This window comes from Mitsuokella sp. oral taxon 131 str. W9106, assembly GCF_000469545.1.
Taxonomy (GTDB): domain Bacteria; phylum Bacillota; class Negativicutes; order Selenomonadales; family Selenomonadaceae; genus AWVT01.
Genome location: NZ_KI273066.1, coordinates 5859 through 26607 on the forward strand (window position 1 = coordinate 5859; position 20749 = coordinate 26607).

The window sequence follows — 20749 nt, forward strand, 5'->3', positions numbered from 1 at the left end:
GACTTCCTGCGGCGTGATCTGCCCCGCGTGCGCCATCTTGATCGCATGTGCCGCCGGGTCGTAAGAGACGCCGGAGCTCGGTGCTGTCGTGAGTTCGTAGTTGTTGAACATCTGCGCTGCCGCAGGCGCAAGCGTGATCGTGTAGTGCGCGGTACGCACACCGGCGTCTGCGCTGTCATAGGCTGCCTTCGCCGCATACTCTTCTGGGTCAAGCGTCGTCATGCTCGCAGCGGACGGCCCGATGCGAACGGAGTGAATATAGTCCTTCGCATCCATGCGTCCCGTGTCCTGGCGGTTCCACGCGGAATGGTTGTAGCTGACGTCCGTGCTCCCGTCGTATACCTTTTGGATCGCACCAAAATCAACCTTGACGGCATCGTCAAAGTTCATCTGTTTCGGTTTGATTTTTCCTGCTTTTTCCTGCACGATGGAGGTCACGCCGTCTGCCATCTTGTAGTTACGGTTCGTGATGGCCGTCGCGATGTCGGCGTCCGCGCCCGATGCCGTCCTGCCCATGTACTGCATCGTCTTTTTCGATACGGCGCCGCCCTCGCGCAGGACGTTCGCGTCCTTTTGGAAGCTTGCCGCATTCGTGCCCGTGCCGTAGTAGCCCTTGAGCTTCGTCGCATCAAAAATCTGCCCGAACGTCTCGCCGTTTACGAAGTCCGCGCTCTGCGCCGTCGATGCGGCCTGATTCATGGTGTCCTTGGGTTCGGTTCCGCTCGCGTTTTCCGTGACGCGCGCCGTTCCGTCGTAGGTTTTCTCGACTTCGTCGCCAAATGTGATGGTTCGGATTTCCTTTTGCAGGATCTTGCCCTTGCCGATGAGGTCGATCGCGCCGATAGTTCCGCCCGCGCCGGACGTCGCTGCGGTGGCATCAACGTACAGTTCGTAGTTCTGCGGGTTCGTCTGGAGATTGACCTTGTAGGTGACGTTTTGCGCCACGACGTTGCCCGCTCCGTCAAACTGCACGTCTTTTGACGCATACTGCGCCGAGAGGTCGTTCGCCGTGAGCGCGAGGTCATGTTTTTGATCCGCCTTGCTGACGGCGACGAGCGGCGTGAGATCGACCGGCGTGCCCGTGACATTCGTCTGCGCGTTCGTCACGACATCACGCAGGCCATTGTAGACCTTCGTCGTCTCTGGTGCCGTGAGCGTCATTACCACGCGCTGCGGCGTGATGGATGCACCGCTTGCCGTATAATGGTAGACGCCGTTATCGAAGACGCCGGGGGAGAGCGCCGAAAAATCGTAGTTCTTCGCGATGGTATCGGAGATCTTGAACGTGTACTCTGCCGACGATGCGCCCACGTTCGGCGAATCGTACTTCGCCGAGGTGATGGAATAGTCGCCGTTTGCCGCCTGAAGCGGGATGCCTGCAAGCGTAAACGCGTTCACGTAGTCGCCCGCCGTCTTTTTCGCGCCTGCGCCGCCCTGCCCGTACTGCCAGCCCGTATGGTCGTAGGCGACGGCGTCCGTGCCGTCGTAGGCCTTTGTGATGGGCGCGAGCGTCACGCTGAACGGATTTCCACCCGGCGCGACCTGCTTCTTCGTGATCACGCCATAGCCCGTCTGATGCCATTCCTGCGCGTGCGTCGTCGGATTCTCTTTCTGCGTCGCAGATGCGAGCCTATAGTTGCCCGCATCCGTGCCCTGCAGCTCAAGCGTGTAGTCGATCGGCTTTCCCATGCCGACATTCGCGTCGTTATACTTCGCCTGGCTGAGGAGTGCCGGATTGAGCGTCACCTGATCCTGCACGCCGCTGTCGCCCGTCAAAAGCCCCGTGATCTGCGCGTTGATCTGCGCGGGGTTCTGGATATTCGTATTGCCGTCGTATTCCTTCGTCGGCGTGCCGAACGTGACTGTGAGCGAAGCCGGCGTGATCGCGTTGTCCATCGTCTGGAGCTGCGTGATCCGATGGTTCGCGGGGTCGTTCCCCGTATAGCTGCGGTCGACGATGTAGTAGTTGCCGAGCGCCTGCGTCGCGGGGTCGAGCTTGACCTCGTACGTGACCGTCTTGCCCGTGCCGACGTTCTTATCGTAGTAGGCTGCCGTGCTCTCGTTCGTCCCATCGATGAGGCCTTCAAGCGTTACGGCAGCATCGCCCGCGACGCCCGCCGCGCGCTTTGCGTCGTAGACTTTCGTCAGCGGGTCGCGCTTGGCGCTCGCGTAGACCGTCTTCGGCGTGATCGTGCCGCCGTTTACGGCCGTGTAGCTGTAGTTGCCCGACGCATCCTTCAGCGAGGCGTCGAGCGTGTAGTCGCCTTTCTCGACGGCCTTGAGCTTGTAGGTGACGTTTTGCAGCGCGCCGTTATGGCTGTCCTTCGATGCGTACGCGCCGCTCACGACATGGTAGTCGACATGCACTGTATGTCCGTTCGATGTGCCCGTCATGGCATGGAGCTTCCCCGCATCCGTCCCCGTATGATGGGTCAGGAAATACGCCGCCCCCTCGGATTCGTGCCCCGCCGGCGCGATGACGTTCTGGTTGCCGTCGTACACCTTTTCCGCATGGTCCGCCGTGACCGTCACATGCTGGAGAGTCACGGGCTTGATCTTGCCGCCCTTCTCCTGCACGAAGCTTCCGTCACCCTGCAGCGTTCCTGCCGCGAGCGTGTAGTTGTGATCCTTCATGGCGTCCGCGAGGCTCGCCGCACCGTTCGTCCCCGCGTAGCGCACGGCCGTCTTGATGACATTTTGCGCCGCGTCGCGGTTGACGTGCTCGTTCTCCGTGAATGTGCCAGCCGCCGTTCTCCCGTACGCGCCCTGGATCTTCGACGCGTCGAACACATCCCAAATCTTGTCCGTGCCGACGAGCCCCGTCGCCGTCGCATCCTTCAGCGCCCGGTCTACCGTATTCGTGTTCTTCCCGCTGACGATATTGTCCGTGCCGCCGTTGAGCTCCGCCGTCGTGTCGTAGAACTTCTCGACATCGCCCATCCTGAAGCCCGTGAGTTCTCTCTGCTCGATGCGCCCGCCCTTTCCTGCGTCGAGGGAGACCTGATTCGGCGCAGCCGAAGCAGCCCCGACAAACGTGTAGTTTGCCGAGGGGCTCGCACCGTTTTTGACCGTGACCGTGTAGGTCACATCCTTGTCGAGGACGACATGATTCGCCGCATCCCAGTTGACGTCCTTTGCCGCCTCCGTGCCGGTCTGCTTGTAGATGCCCGTATAGGCAATCTTGTCCGTGTCGCCTGCGACGAGGTGGTACCTTTCATTCTCCGCTTCCGTCTTCGCGGGGTCGTCGTCGTAGACGATGTAGTCGTCCGTGCCGAATTCGAGGTTCTCGGTTCCCGTGCCGCCGCGCTTGACCTTCGCATCGCCATCGTACGGCTTGACGGCCTTCGCCGCGCCTGCCTTGACCTTCAGCTCACGCGGCGTGATCGTGCCCTTGCCGTAGACGTCGTACTGCGTGCCGTCCGTCTTGAGCGCGACAGTCGGCGCGTCAAGGAACGCATAGTTTTCCGCATCCGAGCCTGTGACCGTGACCTTGTAGCGGACGGCCTGCGCGCCGTCCGTCGCGCCGAGCGCGGCGTTGTACACGTTCTTCGTCAGCGGGCTGCCCGTGCCCTGCGCGGTCGTGAAGTCTGCCGCCGTAGCGGTAAACTGGATGTCATCCGTTCCGACGAGACCCAGCGCGGTCGGCGTCGCCGTGGAGGAAAGCCTTACCGTGCGGCCATCCGTGGGGCCGACGGGGTCGGTGTACGACGTGTGTCCGTTGTACTGGCGCGTCGCATCCTGCTCCGTCAGGATCCCGGATACGTTCTTGTACCATGCGTAGTCCGTGCGGCTGATCGTGCGCGGCGTGATCTTGCCGCCCGCCTGATGGAGGACGCCCGTGCCGCCCGTCGATGCATCCGATGGAACGGGTGCCACGGCAGCGTTCCAGTTGCTGTCTTTCGTCAGCCTGCCCTTTTTGCTGTAGATGGCTTCGCTGCCGTAGACGAGCGTGTAATTGCCCGCCGTCGCGCCCGTGAGCTTGATGCCCGTATACGCGATGTCGTGCGTGCCAACCTTTTTCGTCTCCTGGTACGTGCCGTCCGTCTGCTTGTCGACGTACTTCGCCTTGCCGCTGACACTGAGCACGACATCGTCCGCGCCATGGACATTCGTCCTGTCCATGCTGAAATCGGCCGTCGTGAAGTTTCGGGCGGTATCCGTGGAAAGGCCGTTTCCTGCCGTCATGACGTCTGCCGTGCCGTCGTAAATCTTTTGGCTCGCCGCAGGAAGCGTGCTGAGTGCTAGCGTCCGCTGATAGATCAGCCCCTTGGAAAAGGTGTCGATGGCGGCGTCCGCCGGATTGATGACGTAGTCATGCCCCGTATAGGCGCTGCCGTTCGACGTCAGCGTGAGCGTGCCGCCCAAATGGACATACTTCTTCGCCCCCACGTCTTGTTTGTCGTCCGCATTCGTGTACGAAGTCGGGCGGTCCCAGTCCTCTGCGGCGGACTGTGCCTTCGTCGTATCCGGGTTGACGTACTTGCCCGTGATTCCGCTCGTATTGACGACGAGGCCTGCCGCCTTATCCTCATCCAGGATACCGTGAACGTTGGTGCTCGTCCCCTCGTAGAGCGCCGCAATTTTGGACGCATCGACATTTGCCGTGCCGTCGTACTCCTTTTTGAACACGACTTCCTTGAGATCCTTCTGCGGGACGGAAACCGTGCGCGGCGCGATGGAGATGTTGCCGCCGACGAGGTCGTAGCCCGCCTGGTCGGACCAAAGGAGCGCCCGCGACTGCTGCGCCCCGTCATAGGTCGCGTGCAGTTGCCCGTATTTCCCCTCATCCTGCCCGTAGAAGATGTGCGTCCCCCGATCCCCCGAGAATGCGATGGCTTTATTCTGCGCGATATTGCCGTCGGCCGCAACGCCGCCTGCCGTCGAGGTCGTGTCCTGAAGCTCCTTGCCGTCCTCGTCCACGATCTTCAGGAAGCGGGCATTGTAAAGAAGCCCGTCTGCTGGATTCGTCCCGCTTGCAGGGATGTCCCTGCCGCCGTTTTTGCCGCCGTTGTAGCGCGTCGCCGCCGTGTCCTGCTCCGTATACGTGCCGCCCGTGCCTTTCTTGTAGTAGGCATAGCGATAGTCCACCGTCTTGATGCCGCGCGTCATCGAGGTGAGAATCGGAAGCGCGCGCCCCTCGTAGATGCGCCAGGAGGGACGCGTGACCTTGCCGGTCGCCGTGTCGATGTGGACGCCGCCGGTATCGGAGATGTCGCCCAGCCAGCCGATATTCGACGCGCCCGGCGTATCGCTTTGCGGCGTGTTGTACATCCTGATGCTTTGGACATCGTCCTGCGTGACCGTAGGAATATCCGTTGCCGCCCCCGCATGATTGTACAGCTTGGCCGCCGCATACTTGCGGATGATGATGGAATCCACCACAGGCGGTGTCGGCGCAGTTGCACCCGACATGGTCGAGTCGGCAGTGGAAAGCGGCGTGCTGAAATAGCTGTTCTGCACGTTGAACTTCGAGTTTGGGACAGCCACGTAGTGTAAGAAGCCGTAATTCGTCGTGCTGCCCGCAGGATAATTCGCGATGACGTAGCTATGGTCGACCGCCCCCTCGCCTGTCAGGTTGCCAATCATCGCCTTGCTGGCGGCCTCATTGGCGCGCGTCGTATAGCTGTACGAAATATTCGTCTTGTCGCTCATGGAGGTGCCTGCAGTGCCGATGAGGGCGCCAGCATGTGTTTGGACGCCCGAAACACTCGTCGTGCCGTCCGAGTAGACGTGGTCGACTGTCGTCACCCCGGTGGCCTTCCCGATCAGCGCGCCTCCGGGGCTAGCGGCGGAAACGCCTGTGATCGTGGCATCGACGATGCCAACGTTCTGGATCGTGGCGTTCGCGGTCGTGCGGAACAGACCGCCGCCCGTCGTACTCGTCATGTTCCTGACCTTGTGGAACATGCCGTCGAACTTGCCGGAGAACGAAGCGACCGGCGCAAAGCCCGTCGCCGTCGTCGCGTCGATGTCGTCGACCAGCATGAAGTTGCCCGATGAATTTGCCGCAAACTTCGTCGTCCAGTTCGAGCCGTCGACGGTCTGGTAGTTGTCCGTCACGGACGTCGCCGCCGCCGTTGAGCCATCAAGGTTCTGCATGGTGTAGGATGGGCTGGCAGCGGTTGCATTGCCGACGTGGATGTAGCCGCCGTTTGCTCCGTCCGCCTTGAGCGTCACATTCGCGCCCGTCGCTGAGACGTGGTCGCTCACGAAGCGGATGTTCGCGCCCTCGACCTCGACCTTCGTCGCCGAAATCTTGCCGAGGTTCACGACGTCTGCCGCGACGCCGGCAGACGGCATCGCGAGCACGCTCTGGAGATTGCCCGCCGCCCTAGCCATTTCGGCAGCCGCCCTATCCACGTAGCGCGTCGAGGCGTAGAGATTGCCGACATTCACCTGCGCGTCCTTGCCGAAGATGATGCCGTTCGGGTTCACGACATAGACATCGCCGCCGCCCTGTACGATGCCGTTGATTTCCGACGTATTTGCACCCGTGACGATGTTCATGTAATTCTTGTTATCAAACGCAACCGTTTCGTCTTTTTTGACGGAGAAGTCCTTCCAGCCGATGACGTTGTTCTGCACCGTGCTCGTGATCGTCGTATCGATGCCCGCTCCGGGCGCCGCACTCGCTCCCTGCGCGATGGCTGCCGTCGTCGCGACGGACGTGTCCTGTATCGGCGCGCCAAAAGCCGTCGGGACGATGCTGAACATCCCGGCGGTCAGCGCGAGTCCTACGCTCCTCGCAACCCGTTCTCTCCGTCTATCCTTGCCCATCGTGACCTCTCCCATCTGCGGCGTATTGCATTCCCCTAAAACGTGACAATTTTCCTAGGCTATCATTATACAATGATATCGAATTTTTGTCGATATCCTTAAGGCAAACCACAAGGCAAACGACGATCGGTTTAAGCGGCAGCCTGCCTTTCCCATTGCACATCCTGTCAAGGATAGAGATACGAATGGAACACCCATAACGATACAGCAAAAAAGCGCATCCCCACCGAAAGCAGAGATACGCTCTTTTGATTGCATTACTGCAGCAGGCTCAGCACGCTGCTGCTGTTTTGGTTCGCCTGCGCGAGCATGGACTGGGAAGCCTGCTTCAGGACGTTGTTCTTCGTGTATGCCGTCATTTCCTTCGCCATGTCCGCATCGCGAATGACGGACTCGGAGGCCTGCGTGTTCTCGCTCGCCGTCGTGATATTGTCGCCCGTGTAGTCCATGCGGGAAAGCACCGAACCGACTTCCGTCTGCTGGTTGAGCACCTTCGCGAGTGCGTTGTCGAATACGTTGATCGCCGCACTTGCGTCCTGCTGCGTCAAGACGCTGATGGTCTTTCCGGCTGCCGTGCGAAGTCCGAGCGCATAGCTGCGCATGTCCTCAAAGCCTATCTTGAGGGACTGGTTCGCCTTGGTGCCGATATGGAAGACAAACGCGTTGTCCGGGGATGGATCCTGGGCGCGGATGGTCTCGGAAAAATTGTTGAGCACATCGTTTGCCGTGCGGTTGAGCGTGCCGTTCGAATTCACGACCTTGAACGTGACGCCCGAAAGCTGGTGATCCACGCCCGCATCTGCGGCAGTTATGTTCATCGCGACATTGCCGCTGGCCGTCCTGACCTCATTGTTGACCCGATCCAAGCCAATGTAGTCGTTCCCGCCTATAATGGAGACCATGGCGGGCGGCGTCGCGGGAACTGGGCGAGCATGGTTGATCATGTCCGCCAGCACTTCCGTCCCCACGGGATCCAGTGTGCGCGTGACCGTCCTGCCCTGGTAGACCGTGGAAATCTCAATCTTGCTGTCGCTCATGATGCCAAGGCTGCGTCCCGCAAAATCCTTCAGATCCGTAATCGCATCGAGCGAACTCGTCGCGGGATCGAGGCTTTCGTTCGTGAACGTAGTGCGCGTGCCCGGCTGGTACACCTCATTATTGTGCGAGCCATCGATCAAGGTCTTGCCATTATAGGTGACTTCCGCATTTTCATCGAGCTGGTCAATGGCTTGATCAATTTCTTTCTGAATCGTCGCGCGGTCTGCATCCGTATTCGTATCGTTCGCCGCATCGATCGCCTTCTGCTTCAGCGTGCGCAGGACATCGACGGAGCTTTGGAGACCGCCCGATGCGACCTTGAGCAGGCTCGCGCCCGTCTGCGTGTTGTCGTAGTCCTGGTCGAGTCCCTGTATCTGGACGCGCATCTTCTCGGATATGGCATAGCCCGACGCGTCATCTGCCGCGCTGTTGATCTTCATGCCAGAAGCGACCTTCTTCAACGACTTCGCAAGCGCCTTGTCGTTCTTGTCGAGCTGATTGAGTGTGTTCTTTGCTGGCATATTGTTTTTGATGATCATTGCCATGGGAAGTGCCTCCTTGTACCACTTGATAGCTGCCCTGCCATTTCGCATTTTGCGTATAAATCGTTTTGTCTCTATGTTATCTATCGTAGATATGCCATTTATCCTTAAGCATTTTTCTCAGACGGATTTCGGTTTCCTCCACGAATATACGATCTGCAAAACAAAAAAGGGTCATTTGATCCATTTCATTCAGTAGCGCTGCCGATCCTTGAGTGCCCGCTCGACGTCGCGCTTGGCCGCTTTTTCGTGAAGCGCCTGCCGCTTGTCGTAGTTGTGCTTGCCGCTCGCAAGCGCGAGCTCTACTTTCGCCCTGCCGCGCTTGAAGTATATCTTGAGCGGCACGAGCGTAAAGCCCCTTTCGCGCGTCTTGCCGAAAAGCCTGCCGATCTCGGCCTTATGCAGGAGGAGCTTGCGCCTTCGCAGCGGGTCGTGGTTGAAAATATTGCCCTGCTCGTATGGGCTCACGTGCATGTTCTCGACAAAGACTTCGCCGCCCTCTATGACCGCATAGCTGTCCTTCAGGTTCGCCTTGCCCGCGCGAAGGGATTTGACTTCCGTTCCCTGCAGCGCGATGCCCGCTTCATACGTCTCGTGAATGAAGTAATCGTGGCGCGCCTTGCGGTTCTCGCAGGCGATCTTGATGCCTGCGTTTTGTTTTCCCATAGTCCTCCCCTTGAATCCACGTCTGCATCAAATGGCAAAATGGCACGGGCATGCATGCCGTGCGAAGACGCCTCGCTTTGCAGGCGGCTGTGCCGAATCCGGCAATCTGGCGTTGAATCTTGCTTCCTTACTTCGCGTTTCCCGTTCCGTTTTCGGTCTTGCGGTGCGGACGCGGGCGGCGGCGCGGGGCAGACTTCGCCTTTTCCATGCGCTCCGCATCTTCGCGACGGCTCTCTCCGCCGTGGTACCCCGGCGGATCGGGCCAAACGGCACTATTCAGCCCCGTGACCCGGACGCGGTGGTAGTCGCCGCGTTCCCGTGTGCTGACGCCGAGATCGCGGTAGGAGCTGCGCTCCTTGCCGCGCGCCATCCGCATGAGGTTCTTCTCGCCGCGCGAAAGCTTCCCGCCTTTCTTCCCGCCGCGCCCGGATTTCGATTTCTTCGCCTCCTGCGAGCGATTTTCCTGCGGGAGCTTTTCGTCCGATGCGCCGCGCTTTTTGCCGCCGCCGCGATGCCTGCGCTTTGGGTTGCCGCCTGCAGCTTCCTTCTTTTTGCTGTTTCCGTCCCCGGTGTCCAGGCTGCTCTTTCCGCCTTTGCGCCCGCCGCGCACGGCGTTCTTCATCGCCGTCGGGTCGTAGGCGCCGTTGTCTTTGAGCACGAAGTCGAGGCTGCGCTCCTCGACGTTTGCGCGGACGAGCAGGATCTGCACGGGATCGCCGAGACGGTACTGCGCATTCGTGCGCTCGCCGACCATCGCATAGAGGTCTTCGCGATACTCGTAGAAGTCGTTGACCATCGTCGAGACGTGCACGAGCCCTTCCACGCCGTTGTCGAGCTCGACGAAGATGCCAAACTGCGTGACGCCGCTGATGATGCCGTCGAATTCCTCGCCGACGAACTGCGCCATGTACTCGATCTTCTTCATATCCGTCGTCTCGCGCTCGGCTTCGGTCGCAAGGCGCTCACGCGCCGAGGAATGTTCGGCGATCTCAGGCAGCAGCACGCGAAGCTGCTCTGCGCGAGCCGCTGGGATCTTGCCGCCCGCTTCTGCCGCCTCGCGCAAAAGGCGATGGACCATGAGGTCCGGGTACCGGCGGATCGGCGAGGTAAAGTGCGTGTAGTAACGCGCGGCGAGGCCGAAATGGCCGAGGCTCATCTCGCTGTAGCGCGCCTGCTGCATCGAGCGCAGTGCAACGGCGCTGATGATGCGTTCTTCGGGTCTTCCCGACACCTTTTCCAGCACCTTCCGTACGTCCATCGGCTCAATTTCGCCGCTCTCGCTCTGGTGCACGAAAAGCCCGAACGTCGAGAGGAGGCTGTTGAGGCGTTCGATTTTCTCACCTGTCGGCTGCTCGTGGACGCGGTACATAAAGGGCTGATTGCGCGTATCCATGTGGCGCGCGACCGTCTCATTCGCCGCGAGCATGCACTCCTCGATGATGCTCTCCGCGAGCGTGCCCGCGCGCTTGACGAGCGCGACGGGATGTCCCTTCTCGTCGAGCTTGACCTTGATCTCCGTGAGGTCAAAATCAATCGAGCCGCGGCGACGGCGCTTGTCCTTGAGTGCGCCGCGCAGATCTTTGAGCGTCTCGAGCATCGCGCGGATGTCCTCGTTGTCGCTGCAAAACGGCTCTTCCTTATCGACGAGCACTTTGTTGACGATGTTGTACGTCAGACGGCGGTAGACGTGGATGACCGCCGGCACGATCTCGTAGCTCGTGATTTCGCCGTCGGCGCGCACCTCCATCTCGCACGCCATCGCGAGGCGGTCGACGCCCGCATTGAGGCTGCATATCCCGTTGCTGAGTTCCTTCGGCAGCATCGGAATGACGCGGTCGACGAGGTAGACGCTCGTGCCGCGCGCGCGCGCCTCGCGGTCAAGCGGCTGGTTCTCGCGCACGTACCAGCTCACGTCGGCGATGTAGACGCCGAGGAAGAAGCTGCCGTCCGCATGGCGCTTCGCGTAGACGCCGTCATCGAGATCCTTCGAGTCGTCGCCGTCGACGGTGACGATGGGAAAGTCCCGCCGATCGCGGCGCCCGCGGTACTCCTCCGGCGATGGCTCTTTTTCGCAGGCGTCCGCTGCCTGCTGCACGTCTTCGGGGAACGACTCCGAGAGGTCGTACTGTCGCATGACGGAGAGCACGTCGACACCGGGATCGCCGATCTTGCCGAGCACTTCGATGACGCGGCCTTCCGCGTTGCGGCGGCGGTCGGGCCACTTCGTGATGGCGACGACGACCTTGCTGCCCGTCTTGGCGCCGTGCGCTTCTTTCTTCGGCACGAAGACGTCCTGCGTGAGCTTCGTATTGTCAGGCGTCACGAAGCCGAACGTCTTGCTGCTCTCGAACGTGCCGACGATCTTCTCATTGGCACGCTTGAGGATGCGGATGATCTCGCCCTCGCGCGAGCGTCCCTCCTCCTCTGCCGCATGGACGCGCGCGACGACGCGGTCGCCGTGCATCGCCGTCGCCAGATCCGAAGCAGGCACGAATACGTCCGTCTCTTCCTCCGACTCGCGCACGTCGGGAACGATGAACCCGAATCCCTTCGCCGTCATCGAGAGCTTGCCGACGACGAGGTGCATGCGGCTCGGCACGCCGTAGAGGTCGCTGCGGTTCTTGATGATCGCGCCGTCGGCTTCGAGTGCCTCAAGCGCCGTGCCGAAGCCGACGAGGTCTTCCCCTTCCAAGTGCATTTCCTCCGCGAGATCTTCCGCGAGGAGCGGGCGATACGCTTCCTCATGCATATACGCCAAAATCCGTTCTTTTAAGTCCATGTCATTCTCCAAATTCAAGCAAAGGAAGCACGGATCCATTCCGATGCGCCATCCTGACGCATCTTTTTTCCCGCGCTTCGGCGGAACATCCGCCGCAGAGCGCCGCGCTGCGTCTAGGTTTCCACCTCGTTCGGACGAAACCGCTGCGCCAATCGGACGAACTTTATTTTATCCGCGTCATCCGCGATTCCTAACATTGCAAGTCCGTTTATTTCATCGTGTGATCCAAGAATGCCGCTGCCTGTTCAAATACGAGATCCCGCTCCCCATTCATCGGGAGCAGGTGCCCGGAACGATGCAGCCAAAAGACCGACTTTTCTGCGCTCCCGATATGGTCGCGAATGTAGAGCGCGCTGCCCGCATCTGCGGTCCGGTCATGGATCCCATGCAGGATGAGCGCGGGGACGGTCACGGCAGGGAGAGCCGCCTTCGCGCGCGCCAATACGCCGAGCATTTCGTGCACGGAGACGAGCGGCATGCGCCGATACGTTTGGTTTGCCGCCTCCGGCACGCCTTTCAGTTTCCGCCTCGCCTTCGGCACATAGCGTCCGATGCACGCCGCGCGCGGCGGCAGCTCCCCGATGCGCTGCTCCGCCGCGATGTAGATCGGCGCCGCCATCGAGATGACGCTCGTGACGCGTTTCTCTGCTGCGAGCAAAAGCGCGAGCAAGCCCCCCATCGAATGGCCGCAGACGGCGATGCGGCCGCACGCCCCCGACAGCAGCGCGTAGCCGTCGCGCACGGAGTCGAGCCAGTCCTCTCCCGTCGTGCAGGCGAGATCCTCTGCCCGTGTCGCATGTCCCGCGAGGCGCACGCCAAGGACGCTATAGCCGCGCGCATTCAAATCGCGGCCCATAAGCAAAAGCTCCGCCGGAAGCCCCGTAAAGCCGTGCACGAGCAAGACACCCCGCTTGCCGCCGGGCATGAAAAACGGCTCTGCTCCCGCTAGGATCATGGGGCATCCTCCTCTTTCCACCTGGCACAATGTGCTTTTCCACTTCTTGGCGCATGCTTCTCGCGCGATTCCCCGCCGTGTCTTTCTGCACGAAAACGCACCCCCGCCAAGAAAACCTCCCGATTTTCCAAAAGCAGGGGCACCGGCGCGCCGATCAGTTCGTCATGCGTGCAATGATCACGGTGATGAGCGCGAAGAGCACCGCGAGCACGACCGTCACGCGCGCGAGCAGCGCATCCATGCCACGTGCCTTGCTCGAAAAAACGGTATCCGCATCGCCGCCCATGCCGCCCATGCCGGCTGACTTCGCTTCTTGTCCAAGCACGGACGCAATGAGCCCGATGCAGACGATCGCGTCAAGAACCATCAAAACGGTAAGCATCTATGATTTATCCTCCAGTCGCTGTATCGCTACGTATTCTAGTCTATCATACCATAGGTTTCGCGCCATTGACAAGAAATCTTCTCCCAAACGAACAAACGGAGCGAAATCGCTCGCACCGCACGCGAGCTTCCGTTCATTCGGAATGGAAGAAGACCGTCACGCGCCGCCCGTTTTCGACGAGCGTATTCGGTGCGATCGACTGCCCTGCCGCAACGCCGGAGCCTTCGCTCTCAAAGGTGATGCCGCGCTCCGCCGCAAGGCGCGCCGCCTCCCGCAGGCTCTTGCCCGTAAAGTCCGGCACGACGGCTTCGCCTTCTGGAACTTCCCCCGCAAACTTCGGCTTTGGCTCCGCCTTTTTCCCCGTTGCGTCCATCCCCGCAAACGGATCGCTCGACGGCTCGATGTGGAGGTGGCGGAAGAGTTGGGCGAAGATGCGCCCCGCGACGGGGGCTGCGATCTGCCCGCCGTAGAAGTCGCCGAGGCTCGGATCGTCGATCATCACGAGAACCGTGATGCGCGGATCCTCGACGGGTGCAAAGCCGCAGAACGAGGCGATGTAGTGCCCGTCCATGTAGCCCGCGCCATTCTCGCGAATCTTCTGCGCCGTGCCCGTCTTGCCGGCGATGCGGTAGCCCTTGACCGCCGCCTTCTTCCCGCCGCCCGAAGCGACGACCTGCTCCAGCAGGCCGATGAGCGTCTTGTCCGTCGCCGACTCAAGCACGCGGCGCACTTCCTTCGGGCCGCGCTCCTCGTAGACGGAGCCGTCGACATTCGTGATCTTGCGCACGATATGCGGCTGCAAAAGCACGCCGTCGTTCGCGATCGCCGAGACGGCGGTGACGAGCTGCAGCGGCGTCACCGCAATGCTCTGTCCGATCGCCATCGTCGCCATATCGGAATCGCGCATGGCATGGGGATCGAACAGGATGCCCTGCTCCTCGCCGGGGAGGTCGATGCCCGTCCGCTCGCCGAAGCCGAATTTTTTCGCATAATCCGTGAGGCGCTCGGCGCCGAGGCGAAGACCGACCTGTGCAAATCCCGTGTTGAGCGAGTTCTTGACGACGTCCGTAAACGTGACCGTGCCGAAGCTCTCGCCGTTCCAGTTTTGGATGCGGCGCCCCGACACCATGACGTAGCCGGGGTCGACAAAGACCTGATTCGGCGAGACGACCTTCTCCTGAAGCGCCGCGCCTGCGACGATGGATTTGAACGTCGAGCCGGGTTCGTAGATGAACGAGGTGCTGCGATTTTTCCAAACCTCCGGGCGGTAGTCCCAGAATTTGTTCGGATTGTACGAGGGACGCGATGCCATCGCGAGTACCTCGCCCGTCTTCGGATCCATGACGATGCAGGTGATGGCCTTGGGGCGCGTCTCGACGACGGTGCGGTCCAGCTCCTGTTCGACGATGAACTGCACGGCGCTGTCGAGCGTGAGCTCGACGCTCTTGCAGTACTCGCCTTGGTAGTGGCGCCGGCTTTCAAAGATCGAGTCGAGGATCGGACGGCTGCGGCGGTCCGTCGTGATGTAGGCTTCCTTGACCTCGCCCTTCAGCAGTCCGTCGAGGGCCTGCTCGACGCCGTCCAGGCCCTTGTCATCCGTACCGACGAAGCCGAGCACGTTTGCCGCGAGAACGTCGTTCGGGTAGTAGCGCTTCGCCTCATCGCGGAATCCGAGACAATCCGCATAGCCCTTTTCGCGGATGACCTGGCGCACCGCCTCGTACTCATCGTGCTCAAGACGTCGCTTGACCCAGACGAACCCGCCGCCGACGGCGATGTCCTTCTGGATCTCCTCCGGCGTCATGCCGAGCGGCGGCGCGATGTCGGCGGCGACTGCGTCCGCATCCTGGACGTGCGCGGGATCGACGTAGAGCGACTTCGTCATCGTCGAAACGGCGAGCTCGCGCCCGCTGCGGTCGGTGATCGTGCCGCGCAGCGACTGGATCGCGAATTCTTCGCCGACCTGGTTTCGCATGCGCTCGCCGAGCGCGTCGCCCTGCACGATCTGCAGCCACCCGTAGCGGAGGGCCACGAGCAGGAAAAGGCCGGTCAGCGCGATCACCGCATAGCCGATATTGCGCTGCACACGGCGCCGCGCCGTCCTTTTTTTCATCATGCCCATCCCTCCTTTCCGCTTGTCCGCTTGCCGATCTTTCCTATTATAACAAAAATATTTCTGCTTCGCATTACATGGCACAAGAAAAAAAGCTCCCAGCATGCAAGCTGAGAGCTTTTTCTTACCAATGGTATTTCTCGCCGCGGCTGATCTTGAATGCGCGGTATATCTGCTCGACGAGCAGCAGGCGCACCATCTGATGCGTGAACGTCATGCGCGAGAAGGAGAGGCGGAAGTCAGCGGCTCGGCGCACGGCGTCGGAAATCCCGAACGCGCTGCCGATGAGAAACGTCACGCGGCTTCTGCCCGCGAGTGCGAGCGCATCCAGTTTTTCCGCGAGCGCCTCGGACGCCATTTCCTCTCCGAAGACGTCGAGCACGACGAGGCAGCTTCCCTCCGGCACGAGGCGCAGGAGCTTCTCGCCCTCGCGCGCGAGCACCTGCGCCTTTTCGGCGGGCGTGGGCGCATCCGGCATCTTTTCTTCGCGCACTTCGCGAATCTCCACGTCAGCGAAGGGTGCGAGGCGCTTCATAAACACGGCGATGCCCTCTTCGAGGTAGCGTTCCTTGATCCTGCCTGCACATACGATCGTGATCCTCACGGCTCAGCGCTCGTCCCGCGGGATCTCATCGAGCGTGATGCCCACAGTCTTTTGGCTGCCGTTTCGGTCGATGACGACGTCGACGGTATCGCCGACCTTGTGCTCGCCGACCTTCGCGCGGAGGTCGCTGACGCTGTTGACCTCTGCGCCGTCAATCTTCAGGATGATGTCGCCGCGCGACAGCCCTGCCTTGGCCGACGGGCCGCCCGCCGTGATCTGGAAGACGTATACGCCTTTGTCGATGTTGAGCTGGTAGCCGTAGCGCGCCGCCGTCTGCGGGTCGAACACCGAGACGCCGAGGTATGGGCGCGCGACGTAGCCCTTGTCCATGAGCTCGCTTATGATCTCCTGAACCGTGTTGATCGGGATCGAAAAGCCCATTCCCTCGACCCCGCTCGCCGCGACTTTCGCGCTGTTGATGCCGATGACTTCGCCGTCGGCATTGACGAGCGCGCCGCCCGAATTGCCGGGGCTGATCGCCGCGTCCGTCTGCAGGAGCTTCACGCGGCGGTCGCTGATGTCAAGCGTGCGGTTGAGCGCGCTGATGACGCCTGCCGTCACGCTGCCCTGGAACTCCAGCCCCATCGGGTTGCCGATCGCGATCGCAGGCTCGCCGACGACGATCTGGTCCGAGTCGCCGAACTTCGCCGTCGGAAGGTCATGCGCATCGACTTTGACGACGGCGAGATCGGTGACCTCGTCGGCGCCGACGACCTTGCCCTTCAGGCTGCGCCCGTCCGCAAGCGAGACGATGATCTCCTTCGCGCCGCTCACGACGTGGTTGTTCGTGACGATGTAGCCGTCGCTCTTGAAGATGACGCCGGAGCCGACGCCCTCCGTCTCGACGGGGTTGTTGAACCAGTCGCGCGCGACCGCCTTATTCGTGATGCCGACGACGGTCGGCCCGACTGCCTGCGCCGCGCGGACGACCGGCGTATTCCTTGCGGCAGAGAGCTTTTCGGTCGCCTGCTGGGCCTGTGCGGCGGGAGTGCTTGCCGCTCCGCTGCCCGAATTCGTGCCAGCCGTGCTTGCCGAACAGCCCGAAAAAACGATTGCGGAAAAGGCAAAGACGAGCGCAGCAAGGATTTTCACGCGCTTCTTTGTGCTGACCTTATGATAAGAATGGATGGTGTGCATAGGAAATCCCTCCATAATAATATATGAATAATATATGCGATACAAGACTATGAGATGCGGACCGCTTCATCCTGCGACGCCAGTGTGAGCGGGATGCTGACGCCCTGTCGGTGCAGGACGTCCCCGACGGTCTCCTGCACGAGCGCGGGGCGGTTGTTCTCCTTGGAGAGGTGTGCGAGGACGACGCGCTTCGGGCGTTTCCGCATGCGCACGAGCGCCCACGCCGCGTCCGCGTTCGCGAGATGGCCGCGGTTCGAGAGGATGCGCCGCTTCAACGGCCAAGGGTACGAGCCACACTTTAGCATCTGCGTGTCGTGGTTCGCCTCGAGGACGAGCATATCGGCGCCCTCAATGGCGGACTGAACCTCCTGCGTCACGAATCCGACATCGGTCGCAAGCGCAAAGCGCTCCGCGCCCGCAATGCGCCAGCCGACAGGATCGGCCGCATCGTGCGGGATCGCAAACGGCGCGATGGAGACGCCCGCGAGTGAAAACGCCTCGGTGACGGCGTGAAAGCAATCCTCTGGGAGCATCCCGCCCGCTCCGATCTGCTCAAGCGTCGCCTGCCGCGAAAAGACGGGCAAGCGGTACTGGCGCAGGAGCGTCCGAAGTCCCGCGACGTGATCGCGGTGCTCATGCGTGAGGAGCACGCCGCTAAGCGAGCGCACATCGACGCCCTCGGCGGCAAGGCCGCTCTTGATGCGCCGCGCGCTGATGCCCGCGTCGATGAGGATGCGCGCACCGCCCATTTCGACGAAAACAGCGTTTCCCTTGCTTCCGCTCGCGAGCACGACAACCTGCATCTGCCTGTTCCTCCCCCGTAAAGCGAGTGCGATTTCCCCTCGCCTCCCCTGCTATCATAAATCCAATATCTGTAAATTCAATGTAATTTTGCCGTAATTTTCCCGCCATGCAATGCTGCCCATCCCAAAATGAAAAAGCAGCGGCTCCAAATGGCTGGGCCACTGTCTTTTCGTGCTATGCACGCGCCGAAAAGCGCACGTCAATGCACCGGATTTGCCTTGCGGCATACGGGGCAGCGCCCGAAAAAATAGACCTGGTAGTCCGTCAGGCTGTATCCCGTCTCATTGGCGACCCGCTTCGTAAACGCTTCCGTCTCCATCGCGGGCACATCGTCGACCCGTCCGCAGACCGTGCAGCGAATGTGCGGGTGGTGGCTCGTGTCCGCATCGTAGCGGAACGAATCCTCGCCAAGACTCAGCTCCTGCGCAAGTCCGATCGCACAGAGAATCGACAAGGACTTGTAGACGGTCGCGAGGCTCATCGTCGGATAGAGGGGGCGCAGCTCCTTAAAGAGCGTCTCCGCATTCGGATGTGCCTTCGTGCGCGCGAGTGCCTGATACACGGCGAGGCGCTGCGGCGTGACCTTGAAGCCCTGTCCTCGCAGGCGCTCCGCCACCTGCTCCGTCGTCAGCATCATAAAATCACCTCGTCTCAGATTATTAGGTAAGAACAATTATCTTCTTTATGTCATTCTAACCTAAAAATGATTGCCTGTCAATCATAAAAATGAAACTTACTCGCACGTTCATTCTACGTTCATTCTATGGTATAATAAGCCCAACTATCCATCGATGAAAAGCGCAGCCGCATCGAGCTGTCGCTCGAGCAAATTCCCCATGACGATGACGAGCAGAAGGAGGCACGGGCATGAGCCTGCTGGATGAAACCATCGTGCGCATCACACCGCGCGATGCGCGGCCGGCCGAAAAAACGGCCGCGCTCCTCGCCGAACGCATGGAGGGCGACGATGCTGCGCTCGGCGCATGGCGCGATCTCCTCCTGCGCTACATCCGCATCACAGGCGATCTGCACCCCGCCGCACCTAGCCCCTGCGTCGTCATCGCCTGCGCCGACCACGGCGTCGCGGCGGAATCCGTCAGTGCCTACCCGCCTGAGACGACAGTGCAGATGGCACGCAATTACCTCGTGAGCCGCGGCGGCGCCGCAAACGCGTTTGCGGCTCTCGCAGGCGCAGGGCTCGTCGTCGTCGACATGGGCATGAAGGTGAAAGCCGACCTTCCCGGCCTCCTCGACTGCCGCATCGCCTGCGGCACGAAGGACATGGCACAGGAGCCCGCGATGACGCGCGCGCAGGCGACCGCCTCCATCGAAGCGGGCATCGCGCTCGCGCAGAAACTCATCGCGGCGGGCTGCACCTGCCTGCTCCCCGGCGAGATGGGCATTGCGAACACGACGGCGAGCGCCGCCATCTGCGCCGCCATCTGCGGTCTTTCCGCCGATGCGGCGACGGGACGCGGCACGAACATCTCCGACGCGCGACTCGCGGCGAAAATCGCCGTCGTGCGCCGCGCGCTTGAACACAATGCGCCCGATCCGGCGGACGGCATCGATGTCCTCGCCAAAGTCGGCGGATTTGAATTTGGCTGCATCGCGGGACTCATCCTCGGAGCGGCAGCAGAAGGCGCAGCCGTCATCCTCGACGGCGCGAACTGCGCCGCCGCTGCGCTCATCGCGCAGTCCATCGCGCCCGCCTCGACCGATGCGCTCATCGCGTCCCATCGCGGCGGCGAACAGTCGCACCGCCACAGCCTGGAAAAGCTCGGCCTGCCCACCTATATGAAGCTCGGGCTCTGTCTCGGCGAGGCGGGCGGATCCTCCATCATCTGTCGCATCATCGAGATCCTGCTCCGCACATGGGAAGTGCTCGACACGCCGCATGAAAGCCGCGCCGAGACGCGCTTTTCGCACACCTACATGCCAAAGGACGATCCCACGCTCACCGACAAGACCTTCGATTTCTACCTGCACACCATGCAGGAACTCGACGGTGCCTCCATGCGCGCCTGCCAAAGCTACATCGACAACCTCGCCAAGCCCATCTACAGCCTTGGCGCACTCGAACCGATCGCCGTCGAGCTCGCGGGCATCATCGGCGAGGAACGTCCCGCCGCAGGGCAGGAAACGGCACTGCTCTGCTTCTCGGCACGCCGCCTCTATGCCGTGCAGGAAGCCCTGACACAGGGCGCTGCCGATGCCGCCGGCGTGACCGTCGAAATCGCGCACCTAAAGCAGGGTGCTTCACCGCGCGCCACCTTCCACTTCGGACGCGAGCGCGGCGAAGCTCTATCGGTCTCCTATCCGATCCTCGCGCTCGCCGCCAGCGAGCAAAGCGCAGACACGCCGCTCGGCACGATGGCAGGCGAGCTTTCCGCAGCCCTCCTCACGGCGGACGGTGCGCTGCGCTACGATGCCGACGACTTCCTGCGCCACGTGCCGCCCCCTTATCAAGGCGTCATTTCCGCCCTCATGGGCGCGATCATCGCCGCTGCACACAACTGCAGCCTCCTCGTCCTCGACGATGCGGTGACCGACATCGTCGCGCGCTATGCCGAACGCCTCTGCCCCGCCGTGCGCCCCTACCTGCTGCACGCGCGCGGCACGCTCCTCAGAGCCAAAGAGACCATTCCCGGTGGCTTCTCCGCCTGCATCGCAACGACGCTCGTAGAGGCGAGCCTCATGATGCTGAACGAAATGAAGACCTTCGCCGATGCCAAGGTAAGCGTCGCTGCCGATGGGCCGGGCGCGGGCAAACAGCACGAAGCGAAGTAACCTGTTATACAAGGATTTTGCCAATGCAAAAGGGCGACTTATCCACAGAATGCACAGACGAACCTGTTGATATTGTGGATAAGCCGCCCTTTCTGCTTCCTTTTCACCACCCTTTCCCTCTTCCGTTCCATGGATGCTGTGGATAACCCGCCATTCCAT

The 20749-nt window shown here is 61.5% G+C and carries 12 protein-coding genes; 1 reads left to right on the top strand and 11 read right to left on the bottom strand.

What is annotated here, in order from left to right; all coding sequences use genetic code 11:
- From HMPREF1985_RS08845 to HMPREF1985_RS08900, 11 genes are all read right to left on the bottom strand, one after another.
- The coding region (locus HMPREF1985_RS08845; RefSeq protein WP_196805388.1) for a YDG domain-containing protein at positions 1-6777 on the bottom strand (6777 nt) is incomplete at its 3' end.
- Positions 6778-7034: 257 nt separating this feature from the next.
- On the bottom strand, positions 7035-8360 hold the full coding sequence (locus tag HMPREF1985_RS08850; RefSeq protein WP_040637549.1) for a flagellin N-terminal helical domain-containing protein: 1326 nt from the start codon (positions 8358-8360) through the stop codon (positions 7035-7037).
- A 189-nt stretch (positions 8361-8549) separates the two neighbouring features.
- A complete protein-coding gene (gene smpB, locus HMPREF1985_RS08860; RefSeq protein ID WP_021772260.1) occupies positions 8550-9023 on the bottom strand; it encodes an SsrA-binding protein SmpB in 474 nt (157 codons plus the stop codon).
- 127 nt (positions 9024-9150) lie between these two features.
- Positions 9151-11802 (bottom strand): ribonuclease R, encoded by a 2652-nt coding sequence (rnr, locus tag HMPREF1985_RS08865; protein WP_196805389.1) that lies wholly within the window; start codon positions 11800-11802, stop codon positions 9151-9153.
- 208 nt (positions 11803-12010) lie between these two features.
- Positions 12011-12757 carry an alpha/beta hydrolase gene (locus HMPREF1985_RS08870; protein ID WP_021772262.1) on the bottom strand — a complete coding sequence of 249 codons (747 nt, stop codon included), beginning with the start codon at positions 12755-12757 and terminating at the stop codon, positions 12011-12013.
- A gap of 154 nt (positions 12758-12911) precedes the next feature.
- The gene (gene secG, locus HMPREF1985_RS08875) at positions 12912-13139 is read right to left on the bottom strand and encodes a preprotein translocase subunit SecG (RefSeq protein ID WP_021772263.1); all 228 of its coding nucleotides are present in this window, start codon (positions 13137-13139) and stop codon (positions 12912-12914) included.
- A 136-nt stretch (positions 13140-13275) separates the two neighbouring features.
- Positions 13276-15255, bottom strand: a complete 1980-nt coding sequence (locus HMPREF1985_RS08880) for a penicillin-binding protein (protein WP_040637558.1) — start codon at positions 15253-15255, stop codon at positions 13276-13278.
- A 124-nt stretch (positions 15256-15379) separates the two neighbouring features.
- The gene (gene rlmH / locus HMPREF1985_RS08885; protein ID WP_021772265.1) at positions 15380-15859 is read right to left on the bottom strand and encodes a 23S rRNA (pseudouridine(1915)-N(3))-methyltransferase RlmH; all 480 of its coding nucleotides are present in this window, start codon (positions 15857-15859) and stop codon (positions 15380-15382) included.
- Between the two features lie 3 nt (positions 15860-15862).
- On the bottom strand, positions 15863-16996 hold the full coding sequence (locus HMPREF1985_RS08890) for a S1C family serine protease (RefSeq protein WP_051349099.1): 1134 nt from the start codon (positions 16994-16996) through the stop codon (positions 15863-15865).
- 47 nt (positions 16997-17043) lie between these two features.
- Positions 17044-17799, bottom strand: coding sequence for an MBL fold metallo-hydrolase (locus HMPREF1985_RS08895; RefSeq protein WP_021772267.1), 756 nt, complete (start codon positions 17797-17799; stop codon positions 17044-17046).
- Between the two features lie 200 nt (positions 17800-17999).
- Complete coding sequence (locus HMPREF1985_RS08900; RefSeq protein ID WP_051349103.1) at positions 18000-18434, bottom strand: Fur family transcriptional regulator; 435 nt, start codon at positions 18432-18434, stop codon at positions 18000-18002.
- Between the two features lie 233 nt (positions 18435-18667).
- Here HMPREF1985_RS08900 and HMPREF1985_RS11630 point away from each other — a divergent pair, with 233 nt between their 5' ends.
- On the top strand, positions 18668-20590 hold the full coding sequence (locus HMPREF1985_RS11630; RefSeq protein ID WP_021772270.1) for a nicotinate-nucleotide--dimethylbenzimidazole phosphoribosyltransferase: 1923 nt from the start codon (positions 18668-18670) through the stop codon (positions 20588-20590).
- Positions 20591-20749 lie beyond the last annotated feature (159 nt).

Coding starts and splice junctions, on each gene's coding strand:
- secG (WP_021772263.1), bottom strand. CDS start 13,139: ATGCTTACCGTTTTGATGGTTCTTGACGCGATCGTCTGCATCGGGCTC.
- HMPREF1985_RS08880 (WP_040637558.1), bottom strand. CDS start 15,255: ATGAAAAAAAGGACGGCGCGGCGCCGTGTGCAGCGCAATATCGGCTAT.
- HMPREF1985_RS08895 (WP_021772267.1), bottom strand. CDS start 17,799: ATGCAGGTTGTCGTGCTCGCGAGCGGAAGCAAGGGAAACGCTGTTTTC.
- HMPREF1985_RS08850 (WP_040637549.1), bottom strand. CDS start 8,360: ATGGCAATGATCATCAAAAACAATATGCCAGCAAAGAACACACTCAAT.
- HMPREF1985_RS08890 (WP_051349099.1), bottom strand. CDS start 16,996: ATGCACACCATCCATTCTTATCATAAGGTCAGCACAAAGAAGCGCGTG.
- HMPREF1985_RS08870 (WP_021772262.1), bottom strand. CDS start 12,757: ATGATCCTAGCGGGAGCAGAGCCGTTTTTCATGCCCGGCGGCAAGCGG.
- HMPREF1985_RS11630 (WP_021772270.1), top strand. CDS start 18,668: ATGAGCCTGCTGGATGAAACCATCGTGCGCATCACACCGCGCGATGCG.
- rnr (WP_196805389.1), bottom strand. CDS start 11,802: ATGGACTTAAAAGAACGGATTTTGGCGTATATGCATGAGGAAGCGTAT.
- HMPREF1985_RS08900 (WP_051349103.1), bottom strand. CDS start 18,434: ATGCTGACGACGGAGCAGGTGGCGGAGCGCCTGCGAGGACAGGGCTTC.
- smpB (WP_021772260.1), bottom strand. CDS start 9,023: ATGGGAAAACAAAACGCAGGCATCAAGATCGCCTGCGAGAACCGCAAG.